The organism is Flavobacterium sp. H122 (assembly GCF_004959765.1).
Taxonomy (GTDB): Bacteria; Bacteroidota; Bacteroidia; order Flavobacteriales; family Flavobacteriaceae; genus Flavobacterium.
The window spans coordinates 271,219-292,921 of the sequence record NZ_SJZD01000005.1; the positions used below are offsets into that span (position 1 = coordinate 271,219).

17 protein-coding genes and 1 pseudogene are annotated in these 21,703 nt (G+C 32.7%); 4 read left to right on the forward strand and 14 right to left on the reverse strand.

All coding sequences use genetic code 11. From position 1 onward, the window contains the following. Positions 1-43 precede the first annotated feature (43 nt). Positions 44-2,227 (reverse strand): radical SAM protein, encoded by a 2,184-nt coding sequence (locus EZM65_RS09985; RefSeq protein WP_136668410.1) that lies wholly within the window; start codon positions 2,225-2,227, stop codon positions 44-46. A 114-nt stretch (positions 2,228-2,341) separates the two neighbouring features. Between EZM65_RS09985 and bshC the strand changes: the two genes are divergently transcribed. Together bshC and EZM65_RS09995 are read left to right on the forward strand one after the other, a co-directional pair. Further along, the gene (gene bshC / locus EZM65_RS09990; protein WP_136668411.1) at positions 2,342-3,928 is read left to right on the forward strand and encodes a bacillithiol biosynthesis cysteine-adding enzyme BshC; all 1,587 of its coding nucleotides are present in this window, start codon (positions 2,342-2,344) and stop codon (positions 3,926-3,928) included. 111 nt (positions 3,929-4,039) lie between these two features. After that, positions 4,040-4,459, forward strand: a complete 420-nt coding sequence (locus EZM65_RS09995; protein WP_136668412.1) for a nucleoside-diphosphate kinase — start codon at positions 4,040-4,042, stop codon at positions 4,457-4,459. Between the two features lie 45 nt (positions 4,460-4,504). On the opposite strand, the gene EZM65_RS10000 is transcribed toward EZM65_RS09995, so the two are convergent. Beyond that, on the reverse strand, positions 4,505-5,983 hold the full coding sequence (locus EZM65_RS10000; protein ID WP_136668413.1) for a helix-turn-helix domain-containing protein: 1,479 nt from the start codon (positions 5,981-5,983) through the stop codon (positions 4,505-4,507). 135 nt (positions 5,984-6,118) lie between these two features. Between EZM65_RS10000 and aceB the strand changes: the two genes are divergently transcribed. Then, a complete protein-coding gene (gene aceB / locus EZM65_RS10005) occupies positions 6,119-7,699 on the forward strand; it encodes a malate synthase A (RefSeq protein ID WP_136668414.1) in 1,581 nt (526 codons plus the stop codon). Between the two features lie 82 nt (positions 7,700-7,781). Then, on the forward strand, positions 7,782-9,059 hold the full coding sequence (gene aceA / locus EZM65_RS10010; RefSeq protein WP_136668415.1) for an isocitrate lyase: 1,278 nt from the start codon (positions 7,782-7,784) through the stop codon (positions 9,057-9,059). Positions 9,060-9,215: 156 nt separating this feature from the next. Here the strand turns inward: aceA and EZM65_RS10015 are convergent, their stop codons facing one another. From EZM65_RS10015 to EZM65_RS10070, 12 genes and pseudogenes are all read right to left on the reverse strand, one after another. Further along, positions 9,216-9,875, reverse strand: coding sequence for a hypothetical protein (locus EZM65_RS10015; protein ID WP_136668416.1), 660 nt, complete (start codon positions 9,873-9,875; stop codon positions 9,216-9,218). Between the two features lie 9 nt (positions 9,876-9,884). Further along, positions 9,885-10,772 (reverse strand): hypothetical protein, encoded by an 888-nt coding sequence (locus tag EZM65_RS10020; RefSeq protein WP_136668417.1) that lies wholly within the window; start codon positions 10,770-10,772, stop codon positions 9,885-9,887. Between the two features lie 72 nt (positions 10,773-10,844). Beyond that, positions 10,845-11,552, reverse strand: coding sequence for a hypothetical protein (locus EZM65_RS10025; protein ID WP_136668418.1), 708 nt, complete (start codon positions 11,550-11,552; stop codon positions 10,845-10,847). Positions 11,553-11,695: 143 nt separating this feature from the next. Next, a complete protein-coding gene (locus EZM65_RS10030; RefSeq protein ID WP_136668419.1) occupies positions 11,696-12,493 on the reverse strand; it encodes a hypothetical protein in 798 nt (265 codons plus the stop codon). A gap of 282 nt (positions 12,494-12,775) precedes the next feature. After that, positions 12,776-13,750, reverse strand: coding sequence for a hypothetical protein (locus EZM65_RS10035; protein ID WP_136668420.1), 975 nt, complete (start codon positions 13,748-13,750; stop codon positions 12,776-12,778). Further along, entirely contained in the window at positions 13,737-17,756 is a 4,020-nt protein-coding gene (locus tag EZM65_RS10040) for a PAAR-like protein (RefSeq protein ID WP_136668421.1), read from the reverse strand. Before EZM65_RS10040 ends, EZM65_RS10035 begins: the two co-directional genes overlap by 14 nt. Positions 17,757-17,771: 15 nt before the next feature. After that, entirely contained in the window at positions 17,772-18,581 is an 810-nt protein-coding gene (locus EZM65_RS10045; RefSeq protein ID WP_136668422.1) for a hypothetical protein, read from the reverse strand. A 25-nt stretch (positions 18,582-18,606) separates the two neighbouring features. Then, positions 18,607-18,891 (reverse strand): hypothetical protein, encoded by a 285-nt coding sequence (locus tag EZM65_RS10050; RefSeq protein ID WP_136668423.1) that lies wholly within the window; start codon positions 18,889-18,891, stop codon positions 18,607-18,609. 97 nt (positions 18,892-18,988) lie between these two features. After that, positions 18,989-19,228: a hypothetical protein gene (locus tag EZM65_RS10055; protein WP_136668424.1), complete on the reverse strand. Its 240-nt coding sequence runs from the start codon at positions 19,226-19,228 to the stop codon at positions 18,989-18,991. A gap of 164 nt (positions 19,229-19,392) precedes the next feature. Beyond that, complete coding sequence (locus tag EZM65_RS10060) at positions 19,393-19,917, reverse strand: hypothetical protein (RefSeq protein ID WP_169051691.1); 525 nt, start codon at positions 19,915-19,917, stop codon at positions 19,393-19,395. A gap of 3 nt (positions 19,918-19,920) precedes the next feature. Continuing rightward, the gene (locus EZM65_RS10065) at positions 19,921-21,270 is read right to left on the reverse strand and encodes a DUF3289 family protein (RefSeq protein WP_136668426.1); all 1,350 of its coding nucleotides are present in this window, start codon (positions 21,268-21,270) and stop codon (positions 19,921-19,923) included. Between the two features lie 3 nt (positions 21,271-21,273). After that, positions 21,274-21,703 (reverse strand): annotated as a pseudogene (locus EZM65_RS10070) (DUF2345 domain-containing protein); the annotation flags it as partial.

Below are 21,703 nucleotides of genomic sequence, written 5' to 3' on the forward strand. Positions count from 1 at the left end.
AATATTTACAACTTTAACAAAATTTTACGTATTTATTACAAAATCAGATAGTAAATAAATGATTTTCTCTAAATTTCAAAATTGGTTTAGAAAACCAAAACAATTCAAAATCGGAAAACTCACTTTCAAAATCGCTCTTAAGCAGCTGAAAGGTAATTGGTTTACTATTTTCAAAAGAAAGCAAATCTAACTTAGCTAAAAACCAATTTGCTTTATCTTCCTCCAATACAATCTCTGTGACATCCATTTTAGAATGAAAGGTCAAAGAAGTCATATTCCAGCTTTTCCCTTTTTTAGTCTTTACAAAAGAAGATATCTGAGGTTTGGCTCCTGTAAAAATCAATTTAGCATTGGGTTTTGTTTCGAATGTGTTTTCAACATCCAGACAGTTTTGAATATAATCAGGTGCTATTTTAGTTTTTGGAATTTTAAAATCAAACCATTCCTGCAGTTCAAAATCAAAACACATCCCGTGCATATAATTAAACAATGATTTTTTTAAGCCAAAACTGAATTTATCATGATTAATCCCGGTTTTATCCTTAAACTGAACGTCATTATTCGCAAAAGTAACTTCGTTTAATTGTGGGACAACCCCAAATTCCTCCGGATTCATTCCTACAGGGCTATGGGCTGTCATAGCAAACTGATGCCAGAACCCGCTTTGAAGAATTCCCAACTCAAACATCTGACGGACCATCTCCAGACTATCAATTGTTTCCTGAATAGTCTGCGTAGGATAACCGTACATCAAATAAGCGTGCACCATAATTCCTGATTCTGTAAAGTTTCTTGTAACACGAGCCACTTGTTCTACGGTCACTCCTTTTTTAATCAGTTCCAACAACCTATCAGAAGCCACTTCCAGTCCACCAGAAACAGCGATGCAACCTGACATTTTAAATAATTGGCACAAATCGTACGTAAAGCTCTTTTCAAAACGGATGTTTGTCCACCAGGTCACAACCAATTTCCGTCGCAAAATTTCCAAAGCAACTTCACGCATTAAGGCAGGTGGTGCCGCTTCATCAACAAAATGAAATCCGTTTTCACCAGTTTGAGCAATAAGCTCTTCCATCCTATCCACAAGAATTTTTGCATGGATAGGCTCATACACTTTTATATAATCCAGTGAAATATCACAAAAAGTGCATTTACCCCAGTAACAGCCATGTGCCATGGTAAGCTTATTCCATCGTCCGTCACTCCACAAACTATGCATTGGATTGGCTACTTCAATTACCGAAATATATTTATCTAAAAGTAAGTCCGTATAATCAGGGGTTCCTACTTCACTCTGCTTATAATCGTGGCGGGCAGAATTATTATTATAGGTTACCTGATTATTTTCAAGCAAAAAAGTTCTTTTATATTCAGTTTCAGAATGACAAATTGAATTATATAATAATTCTACAGGAAGTTCTCCATCATCAAGCGTAATAAAATCGAAAAATTCTAAGACTCTAGCATCCTTTAAGTCTCGCAATTCCGTATTAGGAAAACCGCCGCCCATTGATGTTTTTATTTGCGGAAAATACTTTTTAACAAATTGAGCGCATCGAAAAGCACTATACAAATTCCCGGGAAAAGGAACAGAAAAACAAATAAGTTTAGGACTGACTTCAATAATTCTTTTTTTAAGAATCTGAAGAGTAATAGTATCTATGTAAGTCGGTTCATTTTGCAGAAATCCATATAATTCATCAAACGAGTTGGCACTTCGACCTAAACGTTCGGCATACCGGCTGAAACCAAAGTTATCATCTACACATTCCACAATAAAATCAGACAAATCCTCAAGATACAAAGTAGCCAGATGTTTTGCTTTGTCCTGCATTCCCATGGAACCAAATGCCCATTCCAAATCTTCCAGTTGATTAAAACGAGAGGCTTCGGGCAAAAAATTCCCGGAACAAATCTGTCTGGCTAATGTTGGCTTTTTACCTTGTAAAAATTCAATTACACTATCAATCGTACTTGTATAGTCATTTTGCAGGGATAAAATCCGCTTTGAATTATCAGACAACTCATTTTTTATAGCTTCAACACTATTAAAAACCGAACTCAATCCATTTTTTGAAAACAATTCCAATATCACTTCAATCCCCAAATCCATTTGAAAAGAAGGAATAGATTTGGTATTCAAAAAACCTTTTAAATAAGCTGTAGCCGGATACGGCGTATTCAACTGGGTAAAAGGTGGTGTGATGAGAAGGATGTCTTTCAAAATTAAACAATTTAGTTTGCAAAAGTAACTCTAAAAAACGAAAATCATAATGCCTTGTTAAACCGATTTTTACTATTTCAATTTTTGTTAACTTAGCGAAAATAATTTTCAAACATGCCTACCGACTGTATCACTTATCAAAATTCAGGATATTTTTCAAAACTCATTATTGATTATTTAAACCAAAAAACTGAATTACAGTCATTATATAACCGTTTCCCTTCGATTGAAAATTTCAAAAACCAGATTGAAGAAAAATCAATTCAATTTTCTCAGGAAAACAGAAACGTTTTAGTTGATTCTCTTACAAAACAAAACAATTCGATTGAAGTAAGTGAAACAAGCTCACATAATATTGAACTTTTAAAACATAAAAACACTTTTACCATAACCACCGGACATCAACTGAATTTATTCACAGGTCCTTTGTATTTTATTTACAAGATTGTTTCAGTTATTAACTTGTGCAAACAATTAAAAGCAGAATATCCCGACTGTAATTTCGTTCCAATTTATTGGATGGCAACTGAAGATCATGATTTTGAGGAAATCAATCATTTTAAATTCCACAATCAAAAAATATTGTGGAAAAAAAACACTTCAGGTCCGGTTGGTAGAATTAAAACAAAAGAATTAGAAGCAATTTTCGAAGAAATAAAAACTGTTTTTGGAACAAATGACAATGCAAAACATTTGCTTTCTCTCTTTGAAGAAGCCTATTTAAAAAGAGACACGCTAACTGAAGCAACACGCTTTTTAGTCAACGAATTTTTCAAAAATGAAGGTTTGGTTATTATTGATGGCGATGATAAAAATCTGAAAAAACTATTTGTTCCTGCAATAAAAGAAGAATTGTTACAGCAAACTTCATTCGTAAAAGTAACCGAAACCATTTCTGATTTCAAGTATCCAATACAGGTAAATCCGAGAGAAATAAATCTATTTTATATAGAAGATAATTTACGCGAGCGTATTTTATGTGAAAACAACAAATACAAAGTCAACAATACTACTTTAGAATTTACTGAAACCGAAATTCTGACAATGGTTGAAAACACACCGGAAAAATTCAGTCCAAATGTAATTTTACGCCCATTATATCAAGAAACCATCTTACCTAATTTAGCTTACATAGGCGGTGGCGGAGAAATTGCGTACTGGTTGGAATTAAAATCCATGTTTGAAGCCTTTACAATACCATTCCCAATAGTATTATTGCGTAATTCGGTTTTAATAGCCAGTGAAAAACAGGCTAAAAAAGCAGATAATTTAGAATTGCAGTGGAAAGATTTGTTTTCACAACAAAACGAATTATTGAAGCGCAAAACAAAAGAATTCTCTCAATTTGAGATTGATTTCACTGACCAAAAATCAACATTAAAACAACAATTTGAGAAATTGGAGCAAATGGCCTCACAAACTGACAAATCTTTTACCGGTGCCGTAAAAGCGCAATTGGCAAAACAAATCAAAGGTCTTGAAAATTTAGAAAAGCGTTTATTAAAAGCCGAAAAAAGAATTCATGCTGATAAACTGGAAAGAATAACACTGCTTCAAAATGAATTGTTCCCAAATAAGAGTTTACAGGAACGCCAACTTAATTTTGCGGAGTTTTATATCGAATATGGGGATGACTTTTTCACAAAGTTACTTCAAGAACTTCAACCTCTTGAAAACCAATTCACTATTATCACTTTATAATTTCAAAAGTCAGACGAAGCTTTTTTCAAAAAAGTAACATCTTTTTAACTTTTGATTTTTGACTTTCGGTTTTTAAACTGTATTTTTGCACGCAAATTAAAAAAATATAAAATGGCAAGTAACAGAACTTTTACTATGATTAAGCCGGATGCTGTTGAAAAAGGACACATCGGAGGAATTTTAAATATGATTGCTGAAGGTGGTTTCAGAATTGTTTCTATGAAATTAACTCAATTAACAGTTGCTGATGCACAAAAATTTTACGCAGTTCACGCTGAAAGACCATTCTACGGTGAATTAGTAGAATTTATGTCCCGTGGTCCTATTGTTGCGGCTATCTTAGAAAAAGACAATGCTGTTGAGGATTTCCGTACTTTAATCGGCGCTACAAACCCGGCTGATGCTGCTGAAGGAACTATCCGTAAAAAATACGCTACTTCAATTGGCGAAAATGCAGTTCACGGTTCAGATTCTGATGAGAATGCTGCTATTGAAGGTGCTTTCCATTTTGCAGGAAGAGAAATGTTCTAATACAACATATATGATAAAAAAAGAGCGTTCAATTGAACGCTCTTTTTATTTATACTTTTCAAAAATCCCTTTTACTACTTCGTCAGTTTTTGTAAACCGTATCTTTTTCTCTAAAGTTTTAGGCTGTGCCACACGTTCTTGACAGTCTAAAATACGACAAGATTCACAGGTCACTCCTACCTCTCTCCTTTTTATACTACTATCTTTTAAAAAATTGATTTTAGAAGCCGAATTTGCCGTTATCATAATCCCAAAACCTATACTTCTATAATATCCTTTTCTAAAAGGATCTTTAGTTGCTGAAGACATTGTAAAATACTCCACTTCACTATGCGCATAACTCGAAATCTGACTGTCAAACAAATGTTCTTCATTTGTCTCTGGCAGTTTATTTAATGTCTGCAGCGAAATCCATCTACGGCAATAATGCTCATTGCTTTCGTTAGCATGTGGTTCCAATAAGTTGGTAATATGCAATTCTTTGGTGAGCTTGATATCACTGCGTTCAGGTTTAAAACTAAAACGCAGAAAAAACAGATTTTTTAAATTGAAATCTTTCGGCAGTATATTGGTCAAACGCTGGTAAAACGTTTCGGGTGAATCAGTATACTTGAACATTAAAGTCTGAAATTCCTGTGCATTGAAAACATCATGCGCAAAAAACACTTTTAAATCCTTAACCAATGCTTTTCTAGGAATAAGCAAAGCTCCTGCAAAATAAGAAGCCAGAAAATTATTCAAAACCTGATCAAACCGTTCAAACTTTATCCAGGAAAAGGTATACAGCCTGTCTGTTATATTCAAATAATTGTATGCAATTTCTTTGGCATAAATAAACATACGCTGCGATGCATCTGTATCATTCGAAACCAGCAGCGTTTTGGAAGTTGGCACAAAAACAGAACGCAAATTAACCAATTCCTTATGCTGTGACAATTCTTCGTTGTTTATTGTATAGCCGTATTCTTCAATCAGTATTTCTTCCAACTCTTCAACCGTAAGTTTTCTATTCAGATCTATCGAATAGGCTTTTGCAAATTGCTCAACTTTAGCCTCAATCTCTTCAAAATAATTGTTGTTAGCCTCCTGATACGAGCGTAATGCGGCCAAAAAGAAACTTTCCCGTGTCAGATTATAGTGCTTCGCTATTTCAAACAAGGTACTTATAAAAGCATTTACTTTCAGAGGTGCTTCGGCGATAATATCAATCAAATCACTTTCTTTTATCCCAAAAAGCTCCAGCGGAATTTCCTTCAGTATATTGGATTGCAGTATCTCCCCTATGGGAGCCAGATTTTTATCCAGCTTCAACGAAACCAAATGATCGTAATTGCTTTCTAAAGCTTCGGCCAATACTAAAATTTTATCCCGCTTAGGGTACTTTTTCCCTTTTTCGATTTCATTCAAATACGACTTTGAAAGCCCTGTAATTTTTGCCAAACCAAACAATGACAAATTCTTTTCTGTACGGATCTGTTTGAGTTTTAACCCAAAAATCAATCGGATGTATTCTTCTTCAATCATGCTTCTTAAATAGGATATACAAATATAGCTTTTTTAATCTGTTTCGCAATTTTAAAATATTTTGCGAACGTTCGCTTGTTTTTTAAAAAACTATTTTATATGTTTGTTCGCACAATCAATAAACTAACCAACGTTATGGAAAACATACTGTTATCTAAACTAGAATTCAAAAATGAAAATCAGTTCGAAACACTTTTCAATGAAGAATTAAAAGAGTTTTTAACAGCGCTTCACAACAACTTCAACACTAGAAGACTGGCGTTGCTTGAAAACAGACAACTGCAACAAGATAAATTTAACCAAGGAGAATCACCTATATTCCCTTTAGAAACAGAAAACATTCGCACTTCTACTTGGACTGCTAATCCAATTCCTGAAGCGTTACTTGACAGAAGAGTTGAAATCACTGGACCAGTGGATCGCAAAATGGTAATTAACGCATTGAATTCTGGCGCAAAAACCTTCATGGCCGACTTTGAAGACAGTTGTTCTCCTACTTGGACTAATTTGATGGAAGGACAAATCAATTTAAGAGATGCCGTAAACAAAACCATTTCATTAGAACAAAATGGCAAAACGTACCAATTAAACAATACAGAAACTGTTTTATTAGTCCGCCCGCGTGGATTACACTTGGAAGAAAAAAACATTTTAATCAACGACGAAATCACTTCGGGTTCATTAGTCGATTTTGGAATCTTTTTCTTTTTGAATGCCAAAAAATTAATCGAAAACAGTGTGGGGCCTTACTTCTACCTACCGAAATTAGAACATTATTATGAAGCAAGATGGTGGAGCAATGTATTTACTTTCGCAGAAAATTATTTACGGTTACCACAAGGCACTATCAAAGCCACGGTTTTAATTGAAACTATCACAGCAAGTTTTCAGTTAGACGAAATCATTTACGAACTAAAAGAAAACATTGCCGGTTTGAACTGCGGGCGTTGGGATTATATATTTTCCTATATCAAAAAATTAAACAAACAAGACAGCTTTATTGCGCCTGACCGTGACCAAATCACTATGACAAGTCCGTTCATGAGTGCTTATTCATTACGTGTTATTCAGGTTTGCCACAAAAGAAACATTTTGGCTATTGGTGGAATGGCAGCACAAATTCCGATTAAAAACAACGAAGAAGCCAACCAAATAGCTTTTAACAAAGTTATAGCCGACAAAGAAAGAGAGGTTAAAAACGGACACGACGGCACTTGGGTGGCACATCCGGCTTTGGTACCGCTGGCTATGAAAGTTTTTAATGAAAATATGCCGACAAAAAACCAGATGCATATTAAACGAAGCGAACTGACTATTACAGAAGCGCAATTACTGGAATTACCTAAAGGAGAAATCACACTTGAAGGCATCCGAAAAAACATCAATGTAGCGGTTCTGTACATAGAATCCTGGCTGATGGGTGTCGGCGCCGCTGCTTTATATCATTTAATGGAAGATGCCGCCACGGCTGAAATTTCCAGAACGCAAATCTGGCATTGGTTAAACAAAAAAGTAACGGTTGCATCAGGAGAAGTTTTCACCTCTCAATTACTGGATCTTTTAGTAGCCGAAGAACTGGATAAAATTAAAGAGTACGTGGGCACAGAACGGTTTGAATCGGGAAAATTCGAATTGGCAACACAACTCTTCACCGAATTATCATTAAATGATGAATTAGAAGATTTTTTAACTACAAAAGCTTATCAATACATATAAAAACAAAACTGCCAAGTGCGGCAACACTTGACAGTCCATCATTAAAATAATTATAAATAACTATTTAAAGCACAACAAAATTATGAAAACTCAAGAAAGAATTCAACAATTAATTACTGATTGGACTACAAACCCAAGATGGAAAGGCATTGAAAGACCTTATACTGCCGAAAAAGTAGTCCAGCTCCAGGGTTCTTATCTGATTGAACACTCTATCGCGCGTCATGGTGCCGAAACACTTTGGAAAAAACTACACACACAGGATTGGGTAGCAGGTTTAGGTGCTATGACAGGAAATCAGGCAATACAAGAAGTTGAAGCCGGATTGGAAGCCATTTATTTAAGTGGCTGGCAGGTAGCCGCTGATGCAAATCTGGCCGGCGAAATGTATCCTGACCAATCCCTGTATCCGGCAAACAGTGTTCCGCAGGTAATTAAAAGAATCAACAATGCTTTGCTGCGTGCAGACCAAATACAATCAGTCAATAAAGTTGAAAAGAAAAAAGATTATTTAGTACCGATTGTAGCCGATGCAGAAGCAGGTTTTGGCGGTAATCTAAATGCTTTTGAGTTAATGAAAGGAATGATAGAAGCAGGCGCGGCAGGTGTTCATTTTGAAGACCAGCTTTCTTCAGCAAAAAAATGCGGCCATTTAGGTGGAAAAGTATTGGTTCCTACGCAAGAAGCGATTAATAAATTGGTTGCAGCTCGTTTAGCAGCTGACGTAATGGGTGTACCAACACTGATCGTTGCACGTACTGACGCAGATGCGGCCAATTTAATAACAAGTGACATTGATGACAGAGATAAAAAATTTATTACCGGCGAGAGAACCTCAGAAGGTTTCTTTTATGTAAATGCAGGTTTAGAACAAGGAATCGACCGTGGTTTATCGTATGCGCCATATGCCGATTTGATCTGGATGGAAACCTCAACACCGGATTTAGAACAGGCACGCTTATTTGCCGAAGCCATTCATGCACAATATCCGGGCAAAATACTGGCTTACAACTGTTCGCCGTCATTCAACTGGGCTGCAAAACTAACCGACAGACAAATGGAAACTTTTAGAGAAGAGTTGGCAAAAATGGGCTACAAATTCCAGTTTATCACCCTTGCCGGCTTCCATGCCCTGAACACCTCAATGTTTGAATTGGCTTTAGCCTACAAACGCAAAGGCATGTTAGGCTACTCTGAATTACAGGAAAGAGAATTCGCTTTACAAGCTGAAGGATTCAGAGCGGTTAAACACCAAAACTTTGTTGGCACCACTTATTTTGATGAAGTACAAAATGCCGTAACCGCAGGTTTAGCCTCAACGGTTGCGATGAAAGACTCAACTGAAACAGCACAGTTTTAACGTTGAATATGTTTTATTTTTCGAAATGGAAGCCACCTGAAAAGGTGGCTTCTTTTTATTCTTAAAATCATTACACATGCACTAATAAAATTCATTTACCGACTAACTGAAATTGCAGATAATTTGATTGTTAAAACCTATTCATTCACGCTATTTTCAATACTGTGTAGGCTTCCCTTTTTTATTATTTATTAAAATTTTAAAAGTATTAGTATCTATTTTGATATCTGCATCCTTAGTCTTAATCACATTGTTTTCTGTTTCTAAAAAAATCTCATCTTCTAAAAATTTAAATTGAATGAGATTATTATGTCCAAACAAAGAAACATATTTGTTCAACTCTGAATTATTCAATGAAGAAATTTCTAAAAAAACTACTTCTTTAACATTATTATCATTTAAAAGAAAAATATTATATCCCCAAGTTCCGCTTTCATCTCCTTCTTCAAAAAAAAGTATTTTATTTTTTGAATTCTTACAATAATAAGGTTTAAAAATCCATGTCTCACTTTTTGTAGAAAAAATCAATTTATTATTAATATAAACTTGTTTTAGATTATAATTATTTTTAACATCGAGATTATCAGCAATCTTAATATTTAAATTATCAACCTTATATTCGTTGGAATATTTTTCCCCTTGTTCTATGAAATCTTTCCTCCCTATTTTCACTTCAATAAACTTATAAGTTGATGAGTTGTTCTTACCATTTTCTTTGATTTCAATTCTATTCTTTAGACTAACTATATTTTTACTTTCATTTTTACATGAGATAAAAAACATTAATAAGATTATGATTAAATATGCAAAATTCATTATTAAATCTTATAATTTTACTTTTTCAATTTCATAAGTATCATTTCCTGGGTTTATGAAGTATATAACTTTTCCGGAAATCTCATAACTATCTTTGTATTTTTGAAGATATATCTCACCCATTTCTTCGTATTTTTCATTGAAGACTATTTTAATCTTATTTACCGATAATTCTTCAGCTTTAAGGTTTTTATATATTTCAACGGCACTTCCATCTCCAACATATTTAACGGTTATGTTATTTAAACTCTCTATAGTAATATCAAAACTTGTTTTTAAATCATCTCTATTTGTTGTTTCGAAGTAATATTTTCCTTTCCATTTGTTTGCAACAAAAAGACCTTTACTTGTAACCTCATATATATCAGAACTATTTGAAGATATCTCTATTTCTTTACCACTTTCATCAAAATCAACTCCAACTGACTTTTCAGTAATTTTTATAATTTTATTTTGATTTATCTCAAATTCTTTTTTCTTTGTTCCCTCCCATTGCACATTTTCGTATATCGTAAGTGAATCAGTAATTTGGTTTTTGAAATAAGAATAAAGTTTAACAATCGGGTCAATATGTTCATCCCCATTTGGCTTCAATTCAACAATAACAATTTCAACATTTTCGTTTGATTTATATTTCCCTACAGCTCTTGAAAATCTGTTCTTGTTTTTTATAAAACTCTTATCATATATATAATAACCGTTCTTATCTCTTTTTGAATAATTCAATTGCTTAGAATCAAAAGGCAATTTTATTTCTTTAATAACACTTTCCTGAGATACATTACTGCTAATTAATGTATCTCCATTATTATATTTATTTGTTGTTGATATACTAGAATTTGATTTTTGATTACATGAAAAGCAAATTGCTACGAATAGATAATTCAATAGTCTCATTTTATTTTGCGTTTACTAGAATGGATATCCAAAAGCTTATAAATTCATGTGACAGGGCTTCAACTCTTCCACCTATTTTTTTTTATGTTTTTTTATCCCTTCAGCAGTTATTTCATATTTTTCTTCGCCTTTGTAATAATGATCTGTTTCATCCGAATGGAATTTCTTGATAAATAAAAATAAATCATCAGTTAAATAAAAAAACGAATTATCACTTTCAATAATGTTTTTACAATTATAATAAATTATTTTGCTATCAATAATCCTCCCATTCTCTCCACTTATTATTAAGGCAAGGTAATTTAAAACTTTAAATTGCTCAGTAATTGAGAAATTATCAAACTTACCTCCATCTTTATATAAATCAATTTTAACACCATTCGAGTTTTTAATTGTTTTTACAAAATATGCGTTATCTGCTTTTATATAATTTCGTTTGTTCTTTATATCCGATCCATCTTTAAAAAAAGAAAATTCAATCTCTTTTTTCTTGTTGATTTTTGCTTGATCATAGAGATCATAATAATGCTTTTCCAAAAAATACATTATTGTATCATATCCTTTATTGAGACTTTTAATTTTAAAATCGGGATTTTGATCATCAACCTCATTTAAAGCGCTCCATTTCAATGGGAACTCACAGTTAATCATATTCTTATCTCCTAAATCATTTCTACTTTGGCACCAATAGCTTTTTGTATAGGCACTATATGAAGTGAAGCTCAACAATCCAGCAGAAATAACAATTGCATATATTGCAGCGGTTAAATATTTTTTCATTTTAAATCTATTTTCTTGTATGTTTCCTTGCATAGAAATCATATGAACTCAAATGGTCTTTGACCGCTTTTAATAAAACTGTTTTGTGCATATATTTTTCATTCTCAATCAAACAAAAAAACTACTTATTAAAAGTTCAAAAATTAATCTGCGCTATACACAATAGTTCTCTTCACATCATTACCTGTTTGCTTTAATACTATTGTTGTCTCTCCTCCATCAAATGACATTCTTATTTCAGCCTGATCTTTAGTTATTTTATATTCGACAGCAATCAATCCATCTGAATTAATGCTGCAATAATCAGATTTTGAAGGCAGTTCTTTTTTTAGACTATGTGAACCATCGACTTCTTTGTTTTGAATGATGGAGAAATAAACATCTTTCAAAACAGCGTTTTTAAATCTGCATACTTCTTCTTGCCCCATTTCTAATTGATTTGTCTGACAATCAATTTTATTATTTTCTTTTTTAGGCTTGAAATTGATATTGCAGCTTTCAAAAATGTTTTTAGTCACTATTTTTTTATTGAAATGCACTTCTGTAGGGAATTCCGGGTCGGCAGTAATATTTAATAGTTTTGATTCATTGGGCACAAATACCAGCCAAGCAATGGTACTCTCTACCATTTGCTTTATTTCTGGATTATCTGAAATATTATTTTCCACATAAACCTGAATCTTTACCTCATCATTTTCAATACTTTCAATCCTTACAAAATATTCCGGATAATCATTTAGTTCCAAGTCACTCGATTTAACAATCTGAAAAACATAATCCTCACACCTTTTGGTTTCTGGTTTACTTTTAGCTTGAGCGGTGTTTAAGCTGTCAACATCTGATTGTTCTCTGACTCTGTTTTTTTCTATCTCTTCCCTATCACTTTTACAGCTTAACAATAATACGCATGCAACTAATAACACTAAAATTCTATTTCTCATTTTTCATTTTTTTGCAATTCTTAATTCAAACCTTAACACAAAAAAACTAGAACTATTTTAATCGTCTATACATTTTTTAAGCAATACTGTATTGGATATAATAATTTAGCTTACAGTTCAAGTTAAGACTAAAACCTTAATTTTAACTTATGAAAGAAGAATTTACTTGATAACTAACATGCAATTATATTAACTAAATAATTTCTACTAATTACATTCAGTTAATATAATTGGTTTGTTTTTAGTTAAACCATAATTCATGAAATTATAATTATTAAAGTTTTATTTGCTTTTAACCACTCTTACCTTATTATTCAAATCATACTCATTTTTCAAAAAATCAGAATCAATGAATAGAGTATTATTTTCAATAAACAATTCTCCAATCTTTAGATTTGCTCTAAGATGTTTTGGACTTCCATTTTTTGTTTCAATATAATATAATTTCATTTTTTGAGCTTCTATAATTGTCTTTAACAAATGTTTATTATACAATCTTCCCATGTTTCCAGATTCAATCAGAAAAACAAAATCCTTTTCAAATTCCAAAAGAAGTTGAACTTCATCTTTTTCAATATCCAAATAATACTCTCCTTTTATATTCTTTAAATCGATTATTGATTTAGATTCTTGATCGCTTAAATGAGTATCTGCTTTTACATTGGACACTGAATTATTCCTAGAAATTTCAGCATAGTTAACAGTATATGTTTTAATTGATCTCCCATTCTTTATTTGAATTCTTGCAGAGGTAAGATTATCTGAAACTTTATATTCCAATCCTTGAAAATCATCAGATTGAATTTCAGATAAAAATTTTCCTCTAAATTTTATTTCCTTACTTGAAATCAAATAAAAATAACTTTCAAGGGAATATTCATATTCCAATTCGACTATAACTAATTTATATTTTTTTGATTTTGATTCAAATAGACTACACCTTAATCCAGTGCCACTAAAATTTTCTTCTATTGAAAACTTTTTTTCCTCTACTCTATTTGAAATAGTTAAAAAATTTAAATGATCATTATAATTAAATTTAATTTTAAAATCCTGATAGTTACAAGAATTAGGTAAATCAACCTTATCACATTTAAGATTCACTTTTTCATAAAGCGAACCTGATTGAGATAGCATCTCATCAATTTTAAAACTACTTTCAACTTTAGCAATGTCTTTTTTGTTTTCTGTACAGAAAATAAAAAAAGACATAAAAGAAACAATTAATATTTTAATCATAATTTTAATCCCATCCATAATTAGCAATGTTTTCTTGATACTTTTTCTCTTCAACTGATTGTTCGGTTTCGTTTTTAAAATTAATAAAATAACCTGGATGACATCTATGAGTTAGTCCTGGTGCAGCTGATTTATTTCTAATCTCAAAATGCAAATGCGGATCTTTAGTGGTACCATATCCAGTTGTTCCGTTGGTTCCAATTATATCCCCGCATTTTACTTCTTTATCAATAGCCCTAATATATGTTGACTGTAAATGTGCATAAAACAAGAAAATGTCACCATTAAAATCAAATCCATCACCTTGAAGCAATTCTCCTTCACTTTCATAAATTAATTTGTAATCTTTTTTTCTTTCCAAAAATGCTTTTGTATCTTTTACTTTTAAGCAAATAACTTTTCCGTATCCGTCTTGAATCGATACGAACTCAATTTCAGCATCAACGCAAGCGTAGACATTACTACCTGGAATTGCCAATAAATCAATACCCTGATGATTATGGTTTGAACGCTCTTTACGAACTGTTCCAAAAACATTATATCTTGGTCTATAATTTCCATTTTGAGTATACAAACAAAGCATCGGATTATCAACTGGATCATGCCAGTTATTTTCTTTCTTTACTCCTTTGTAAAGGAAATCATAATCACATTTTAATATTCTTTTCTTGTTTAATTTACCTCTATCATACCATTCTTTAATATTTTCTTCAATTTCCCAAACATATGTTTTACCATTTTCATTTTTCCCTTCTTTCAAAAAAGGCTTATTAGCAGCATAACCAACATTTCTCCAATAATTTATATTTTGGATTGGTTTTCCATTAGCTTGATAAGTAATTGGTAAACTGTTATCAAAAACAATGTGGTTGGGTTCATTTCCTTTACCGCAATCATAAGGAAAAATTACTGCTAAATAAAAATCAACCAATGTGTTTAATTTCCCTTTAAGCCATGGCAATTGTAAATATTTCTCAACATAATCTAATTGTTCGATTTGCGACATCTTTAAAAGCTTTGTTCTTGTTGTTGAAATATCTTTAGCAGCATCTTTCCCTATTTGAATCAAACCAACATAGGCTTCTTTAGACTCATCTCTATGAGAATCAAATGTTCCACAAGTTGGATCAAAAGTTCCTCCTGTTTCATGTGCCATAGCTGCCATAAAAATATTTGGATCAATATTTTGCCTTTTAGAAATATCTTCAACTTTCCTTAAAAACTCACAACTAACTTTTGAACTCCATATTAAATCATTAAATTTACATTGACACGATGAAGGTTTTGAAGCAATGCTTAAATTTGTGCTCCCCACAATCGCCGCGCTACTGTAACCTGTAATATTGGTTACTTTACTATTTTGTATCAGCGGCACAAGGTTTCTGGTTAAAAAACTACTACCGTCATATAGTAGTGCTTTTTGGTTTACATTATCAAATACTTTAACATAAACATTCTTCCATTTGGTTTGTTTCCCTTTTGAAATTTTACCCCAATCGATTTTAAATTTTATGCAACCACTTTTATCCGGGGATACTTCGCCTGATAAAAGTTTTTCATCGATTAATAAATTATCTTCCCAAATTTCAATCGTTACTTTTTCACTTTCTTTAATTCCTCTTGATTTTCCGTAAAACCAGCTTATCATGTCATAATCTACTTTGTCATGTCTGTAGCGTGCGTCTTCTGTTCCTATCAGTCCGCTGTAAACTTCTCGGGCAAAATTGACTTTTAGCAATCCTAACGCTACTTTTTCATTAGTAAAAGTTAAATTATCAGACGAAACCACGACTTTTAATTCGGCATAATCTTTTGTATATTTTCGTAAAGCATCATTAAGTTCTAATGGAATTAAACCTCCATCATAAATTTTTTCAGGAAAATAATGTACCGTAGTGCCTTTGTCCTGCAATGAAACTTTAAGCTTTTCACCTATCAGATATTCTTCTTTCAACCAAATATTGATTTTATTTCCCCAAGCTGATTTTTCTATTCCAATTCCGTTATTATCCGTAAACATCACTTTTTGCAATACGGGCTGAACAACCTCAAACTTTTTAGTGATTCCTTTTTCGGTATTAATTTTTGCTGTTACAGTTACATTACCTACAATAGAAGGGGTAACTTCTATACTTTTTGTATTAGGCAGCGATTGTGCATTGTATGTCCAATTCACTTTTTCGGAAGGAAGCAAGTCTTTAAATATAAATCCGCCTGCAGTAAAAACAGCTTTTTTTCCAATTTTTAAAATCGGATCCGACTGGATTTCGACAACGTCATTGCGTTTGACTTCAAAACGCCAGTCGTCGTCCTGTTTAGCTGCTTTTGTACCAATAGCGTTTGAGCTGATACAATAGGCCTCTACAATATAACTACCTACCGGAAGTCCTTCCTGTATTGACAAAACCCTGCCGTTTCCTTGATAAACATTATTAAGATTCCATTTTATGCTTTGGATTTCAGCTGTAGTCAAATCTCCATCGGCCAGGATTTGAGAACTGATTCTCATTTGTTTCACTTCAAAGTTAATTCCTGTGAACTCACGCACCACCTGATCTGTATGACTGATAGATACCACATAATTTTTAGCCAGCGTTTTTCCTTTAAAAGTTTGTGTCCAGCTATTTCCTTCCGCATCCTGGTAAACTGCATAAAAATTGTATACCGCATCTGAATTCGTTGGGGTAAAAGTCAGAAATCTTCCTTCCTGTTTGAAATCGGTTAACCTGTTACCCGCTTCATCTGTCACATACATTTCCAACCGGGCAAGTTCCTCCTTTGTGGGATGCATTAAAAATTTAGCAGTGAACGTTGCCGGAAAATCTTTTCTTAAATTAACTACACTACCAATTTTTGCTGTAAAATCATCACCTCCATGGGGCAGTAACGTTTTATCATCCAGCTTATTAACAGCTACTGTGATATCAATGGAGCAGGAAGGGTAATTTTTATCAAATTTTCCTTTTTCGAATTCTTTTGTTTTAGGCTTTCCATAACCTTCTATCCTGTAATTGCCTAAAGCAGGAAAAGAGTTGGAGAAAGAAGTCCCTATTTGTTCTTTGGTCAAGAGCTTTTTATCTTTACCGGCTTCAAATCCGTCGTAAACCACCCAAGAAGCAAGATTTTTATTCCCTTTGGCTATATTTGCCGTAAAACTGCAGTTTTCATTAGGCCGTACGTAAAATTTTCCGACAGTATTTGTTTCACCGGATTTCACCGGAGTGAAATTCTTCCTGTTCTCAATGTTTTCAATTGTAATATGATTTACAACCGGGTAATCAGCTTTAGGTATAGGTTTATTTACGCCAGGATTGGCATGAGCCATTTGAACAGGATCGGTATTTTGGGCATGGGCTGTTGTAACACTGTCGGTTTGTCCGTGTTCTTCAATTGTAATTATTCCGCCAACAGTACATTTAAGATGTGAGATTTCAGTAAGCACCTTTTTCCCCATCACTGTAGTTTTATCATAAGGCTTTTCCCATTTGGGAGCTGGTGCCAACGCACAAGGCTGATTTCCGCTTGAAGAAGGTTTTAAAGTACATTTACCAAATGTGGCTGAAGGAGGATTAAGTTGCTTGTCATCCTCAGTAGCTGCAAATTTGCCTGACTGATCATTATTGATCATTTTTTGATGGCTTGTCACCTGAAGTTCAGCTTTCTGACCCTTTACTTCGGACATATCACACACGCATTTCGCCCCATGGACTACGTAATATTTACCGTCGTGCTCACTTTTGCTTTCTTCTTTCTTTTCCTCCTTTTTATCTTCTTTCTTTTCCTCTTTCTTTTCCGGTTGTGACTGAGCACTTCCTTTTGAAGTTCCGTTCATTTCGTCGATTTTGTCTTTAGGAGGCGTATATAGTGTTTTCCCTTCACGGATATTTATATATATCTGCTCTTCGACAGGACAATTTTGATTGTGGTATACCTGAAGGTCTTTCCATCTGTTGATTCCTTTATCTTTTGCTATACTAGACAGCGTATCGCCTTTTTTTATGGTATACAGGATAGGATTAGACATACTTTGTTAATTTAATTAGTCCAGGGTTAGATAAAAGTTTTGAGTGTATTTGAATTTTTCACCAATGCTGATGAGCAATTCGGCTCTTGAATTTTGAATATTGCTGTAAGAATGGTCATATACTGTTGTCATTTTGAAACTGATTTCAGGAATTTCTGACTCATTGAATGTCAGTACCATTTCATTTTCAACGGTATAATTTTCAATCAACTGCATGATATGAGCAGTGTCAGTCTGCATTAATATGAATACGGCTTTATTTTCTTCTGCATTCAGTCTGAACTCGCCTGTTCCTTCAATGACTCCCAATCCGGCGACATTCCATTTGAAACCGACTTGCTCTTTTTTGAATTTGGGATGGGCACTAATGTTCAATACCTGATAAAACGGCAGCTGCTCAATAAATTTCTGAAATCCGGTTTGATTTTTCACCTTGTCCAAAAACTGCTCCCGTATATATTCCAACCCATCACCATTGTATTTATTTTGCATGGCAACATCATTTTCCATGATACGTTTTGCTGTTTCTTTATATTCCGCAATATGATAATTTCCCTGATGATGAGTCAAAATCAACGGAAAAACAGATGAAAAATACAGACTGGATATCTTGGCAAACTTTTTCTCAACTTCCCTGTCATCTATTTTGAAGTTGCTCCTGTTTAAAATAATCTGATTGCTGTATAATCTGCTTCTATCCAAATGCAGCTGATATGTTCCTTTGCTGGAATAGCTATTTTCACCCAGCTGGAAAGTAATTGTATCTTCTGCTTCGTATAGGGAAGTTGTTTTGTTTTCTTTTATTATATTTTCTTTTAAAAACATTTTCACTTAATATCAATAGTATCTATTATTCTGAATTCTTCTTCATTCGAGAGCCTAAACTCACGATAACACCTTTTCGATGTACAGATTTCGGAATTATGTATGGATGAAATATTTCCACCATTTTAATCTCTACACTGACATTCTCACTGGTTTTTCTGAAATAAGCATATATTTTTACATTTGAAGAATCTATATTAATAGTAATTCCAATCATTATCTTTCCATCTTTACTAAGCTGATTAGTCGAAGCGATGCCAGGCAACTCATTTATTTTCCCATTCTCATATTTTCTAGCCCATTTTAGCATTGCTATTTCATGTTGGACAGACTTTCTGCTTAATGTTGCTTTGTGTAAGTATAGTATTTACCTTTTTGGAGTGTTTTCAAATATTTTTTTTCTCAAATTATTTTTTATTACTGTAATTGAACATAACTCTTTTTAGCACAAATTGAACTATTAAACCAATTAAAAAACCAATTATCATATAAATTAAGGTTTTCAAAATGAATTTATCCCACGAGATAATTTCAATTCCTAAATTATCCTCTATCGGAGCTGTATCAGCATAACTCATCATTGCATCAAATATTGAGAAAACAAGCCCCATAGTTGAACCCAAAATTCCAATGATATTTCTCTTCATAAAGTTCAGTTTATTCGTTTATTACTTCTTTAGGATAATAATTTTGTGACTCGTCTCTTTCCTCCAATAAAATTTAGAGTTTTTTATTATTTTCGAAAGACAACTTCACAATCTTATTTGCAACTTTTTCCCAATCCAAATTACTGGACTTATCATCATAATCATCATTCGGATGAAAATTGCTTAATAAATTTTTCATTCAGTATAGTGACAGACTCTTTATTATTATTCCTAGAATTCCATTTGGATACAATTATACCTTTTTCTGCCCTAGTGAATGTAATTCCGCCCTGTAGATAATTTCCAACTGAATTGAAATAATTATAAGAGCCATAAGAATCCTGTACTAGCTTCTCAGCCTCTCCAAAATTGTCGTCAACTCCACATAACACGTCATAATCTATGAAAACAGTTTTCTTGTAAAGTAAATTGTTATAAACTTTGTATTTACTTATAGTATCAAAAGGAATATTTTTTTCCACAAATCGAATAAATTCATTTTGAATATCCTCATCATCCTTTAGCAAAGTTCCAGATACAATGTAAACATTCCGTACATAATTATTTACACCCTGATAATCAGTAAGACAATTAATTTTTTGGAATTTAACCCCATAATTTAGGGTAAAATATGTTACTAACAAAGACATCAGCACTATTAGAATGAGGACTATTTTCTTTTTCTTCATTTATCAAAATTTTACATCAAAAACTGCTTTCGTTATAAATGGTTTATATCCTCTAAAATGTTGCAGAATGAACCATGCAATAAAAATATCATAATCATATTTTTGTATATCGGGATAATCCAAACCAAAATGATCATAGAATTCAAATCTCAACTCTCCTTCTGGTTTAATGCTATTTTGATTATACTTAGTCAAAGATATTTTATAGGCCCAAACATCATTAATAGCAATTTGAATACCTGATATAGTATCTTTTTTATTATTAAACCTTGGTTTGTCAACTTTAGTTTTAAAATCAGATTCATAAATAATCCCTTGCGAATCATCTGTTATTTCAAGTTTTGAAATATCATCCTTATTTTCTTTAAGGTATTTAATCACATAATCTTTCACCTGTCTTATAAACACTTTAGTATTGTCATGCTCAATAATTGCATTTGTAAGATCTAAATGTGAATATTCTCCTCCTTCATTATCTTGCATTTTTTGAATCATCCGTTTGATGTTCGCTTCTAGTTTTCCACTTGAAACAGATTCTGACTCATCTCTGAATATTTCAAAAAGTTTATCGTTATTATTTTCAGAAAATTTTTTTACTTTTTTAACTAAACTGTCTGCTTTATTTTTTGCATTATCAGCTCTCGATGATACATTATAAAAACTATCCTGCTTTTCAACATCAAAAGTTTCCTGATATAATTCCTTTCTTAATTTTTCAAAACCAGCTTCATTATTCGTATAATCATTATATAATAAATCAAGAGCCGTTTCATTTGTACTAACTTTCTGCTTTCCAACTAATTTATTTTTTTTCCCTTTCCTTCCTACGCTTTGAATAATTAACATTGGAAGTTTTATTTTTTTTAATTCACACAATACACTAACAGATTCACTTGGCTTGTTATAAAAAGCATATATTTTTGCTTTTTCCTCAATGCCTGGAACTCGAAGTTTAATTAGTATCTTATTATCAATCAAAAGATTGTACCCCCCTGCTCCTTTAACCTGATACATTTCTTTCTTATCAGGTTTTATACCCCATTTTAACGAAGGAATTTCAACCGCTAAGGGTTTTCTTGATGGAGTTGCTTTAAATGTATAAAATTCACCTATTTTAACATTTTTAACCAACTTCCCCTTATCATCAAATGGCCCTTCCAATTTGGTAATTTTAATAGCTACCGCCTCTTTTCTTGCTGTATTATCAGTAATATTGAGTCCTTTTGAGGTTCCTTTTTGTGCAAAAACACCTCCGGAAGCATTAGAAATTTCATTCGCATCATAACGGATTCCGCCACTTGCATTGCCTTTAATGTTATTGGCTATAATTGTTATTTTACCTGATTCACTCATAGATTAGTGATTTTTTACATTTTCGGCTGATTGATTATGTATCTGTGTTTCACTGTTCATTGTATAATCAGATACGGCCTGAACCTCAATTTTACCTGATGCGCTTTTATGAATATCTTTTGCGTCGTATGAATAATTCTCTGACGCTATTTTAGAGATATTTTTAGCCAGGAGCATAAAATCATTGGATGCCATTTGATTGATATTGACCCCGGCGGTATCAATCATATCCTTTCCTGCATTTGACGCAATATTAATTCCGGCTGATTGGTTGATATTTTCTCCGGCTGAAAGTGTAATATTTTTTCCGGCAACCATAGTAATATCATTAGGCGCATTCACACTGATATTCCCCTGTCCGTCCATGAGCCAAGTATTACCGCTTGGGTCTTCAATGAAAATACTTCCCCGGGCATCATTGAAGATCATCTTG

What these genes read in the sequence shown, in the direction of transcription:
- EZM65_RS10030 (WP_136668419.1), bottom strand. Translation starts at nt 12,493, where the DNA reads ATGAGAAATAGAATTTTAGTGTTATTAGTTGCATGCGTATTATTGTTA.
- bshC (WP_136668411.1), top strand. Translation starts at nt 2,342, where the DNA reads ATGCCTACCGACTGTATCACTTATCAAAATTCAGGATATTTTTCAAAA.
- EZM65_RS10020 (WP_136668417.1), bottom strand. Translation starts at nt 10,772, where the DNA reads ATGAGACTATTGAATTATCTATTCGTAGCAATTTGCTTTTCATGTAAT.
- EZM65_RS10045 (WP_136668422.1), bottom strand. Translation starts at nt 18,581, where the DNA reads ATGTTTTTAAAAGAAAATATAATAAAAGAAAACAAAACAACTTCCCTA.
- EZM65_RS10035 (WP_136668420.1), bottom strand. Translation starts at nt 13,750, where the DNA reads ATGGATGGGATTAAAATTATGATTAAAATATTAATTGTTTCTTTTATG.
- EZM65_RS10060 (WP_169051691.1), bottom strand. Translation starts at nt 19,917, where the DNA reads ATGAAGAAAAAGAAAATAGTCCTCATTCTAATAGTGCTGATGTCTTTG.
- EZM65_RS10015 (WP_136668416.1), bottom strand. Translation starts at nt 9,875, where the DNA reads ATGAATTTTGCATATTTAATCATAATCTTATTAATGTTTTTTATCTCA.
- EZM65_RS10040 (WP_136668421.1), bottom strand. Translation starts at nt 17,756, where the DNA reads ATGTCTAATCCTATCCTGTATACCATAAAAAAAGGCGATACGCTGTCT.
- EZM65_RS10055 (WP_136668424.1), bottom strand. Translation starts at nt 19,228, where the DNA reads ATGAAGAGAAATATCATTGGAATTTTGGGTTCAACTATGGGGCTTGTT.
- aceA (WP_136668415.1), top strand. Translation starts at nt 7,782, where the DNA reads ATGAAAACTCAAGAAAGAATTCAACAATTAATTACTGATTGGACTACA.
- EZM65_RS10025 (WP_136668418.1), bottom strand. Translation starts at nt 11,552, where the DNA reads ATGAAAAAATATTTAACCGCTGCAATATATGCAATTGTTATTTCTGCT.
- EZM65_RS10050 (WP_136668423.1), bottom strand. Translation starts at nt 18,891, where the DNA reads ATGCTAAAATGGGCTAGAAAATATGAGAATGGGAAAATAAATGAGTTG.
- EZM65_RS10000 (WP_136668413.1), bottom strand. Translation starts at nt 5,983, where the DNA reads ATGATTGAAGAAGAATACATCCGATTGATTTTTGGGTTAAAACTCAAA.
- EZM65_RS09995 (WP_136668412.1), top strand. Translation starts at nt 4,040, where the DNA reads ATGGCAAGTAACAGAACTTTTACTATGATTAAGCCGGATGCTGTTGAA.
- aceB (WP_136668414.1), top strand. Translation starts at nt 6,119, where the DNA reads ATGGAAAACATACTGTTATCTAAACTAGAATTCAAAAATGAAAATCAG.
- EZM65_RS10065 (WP_136668426.1), bottom strand. Translation starts at nt 21,270, where the DNA reads ATGAGTGAATCAGGTAAAATAACAATTATAGCCAATAACATTAAAGGC.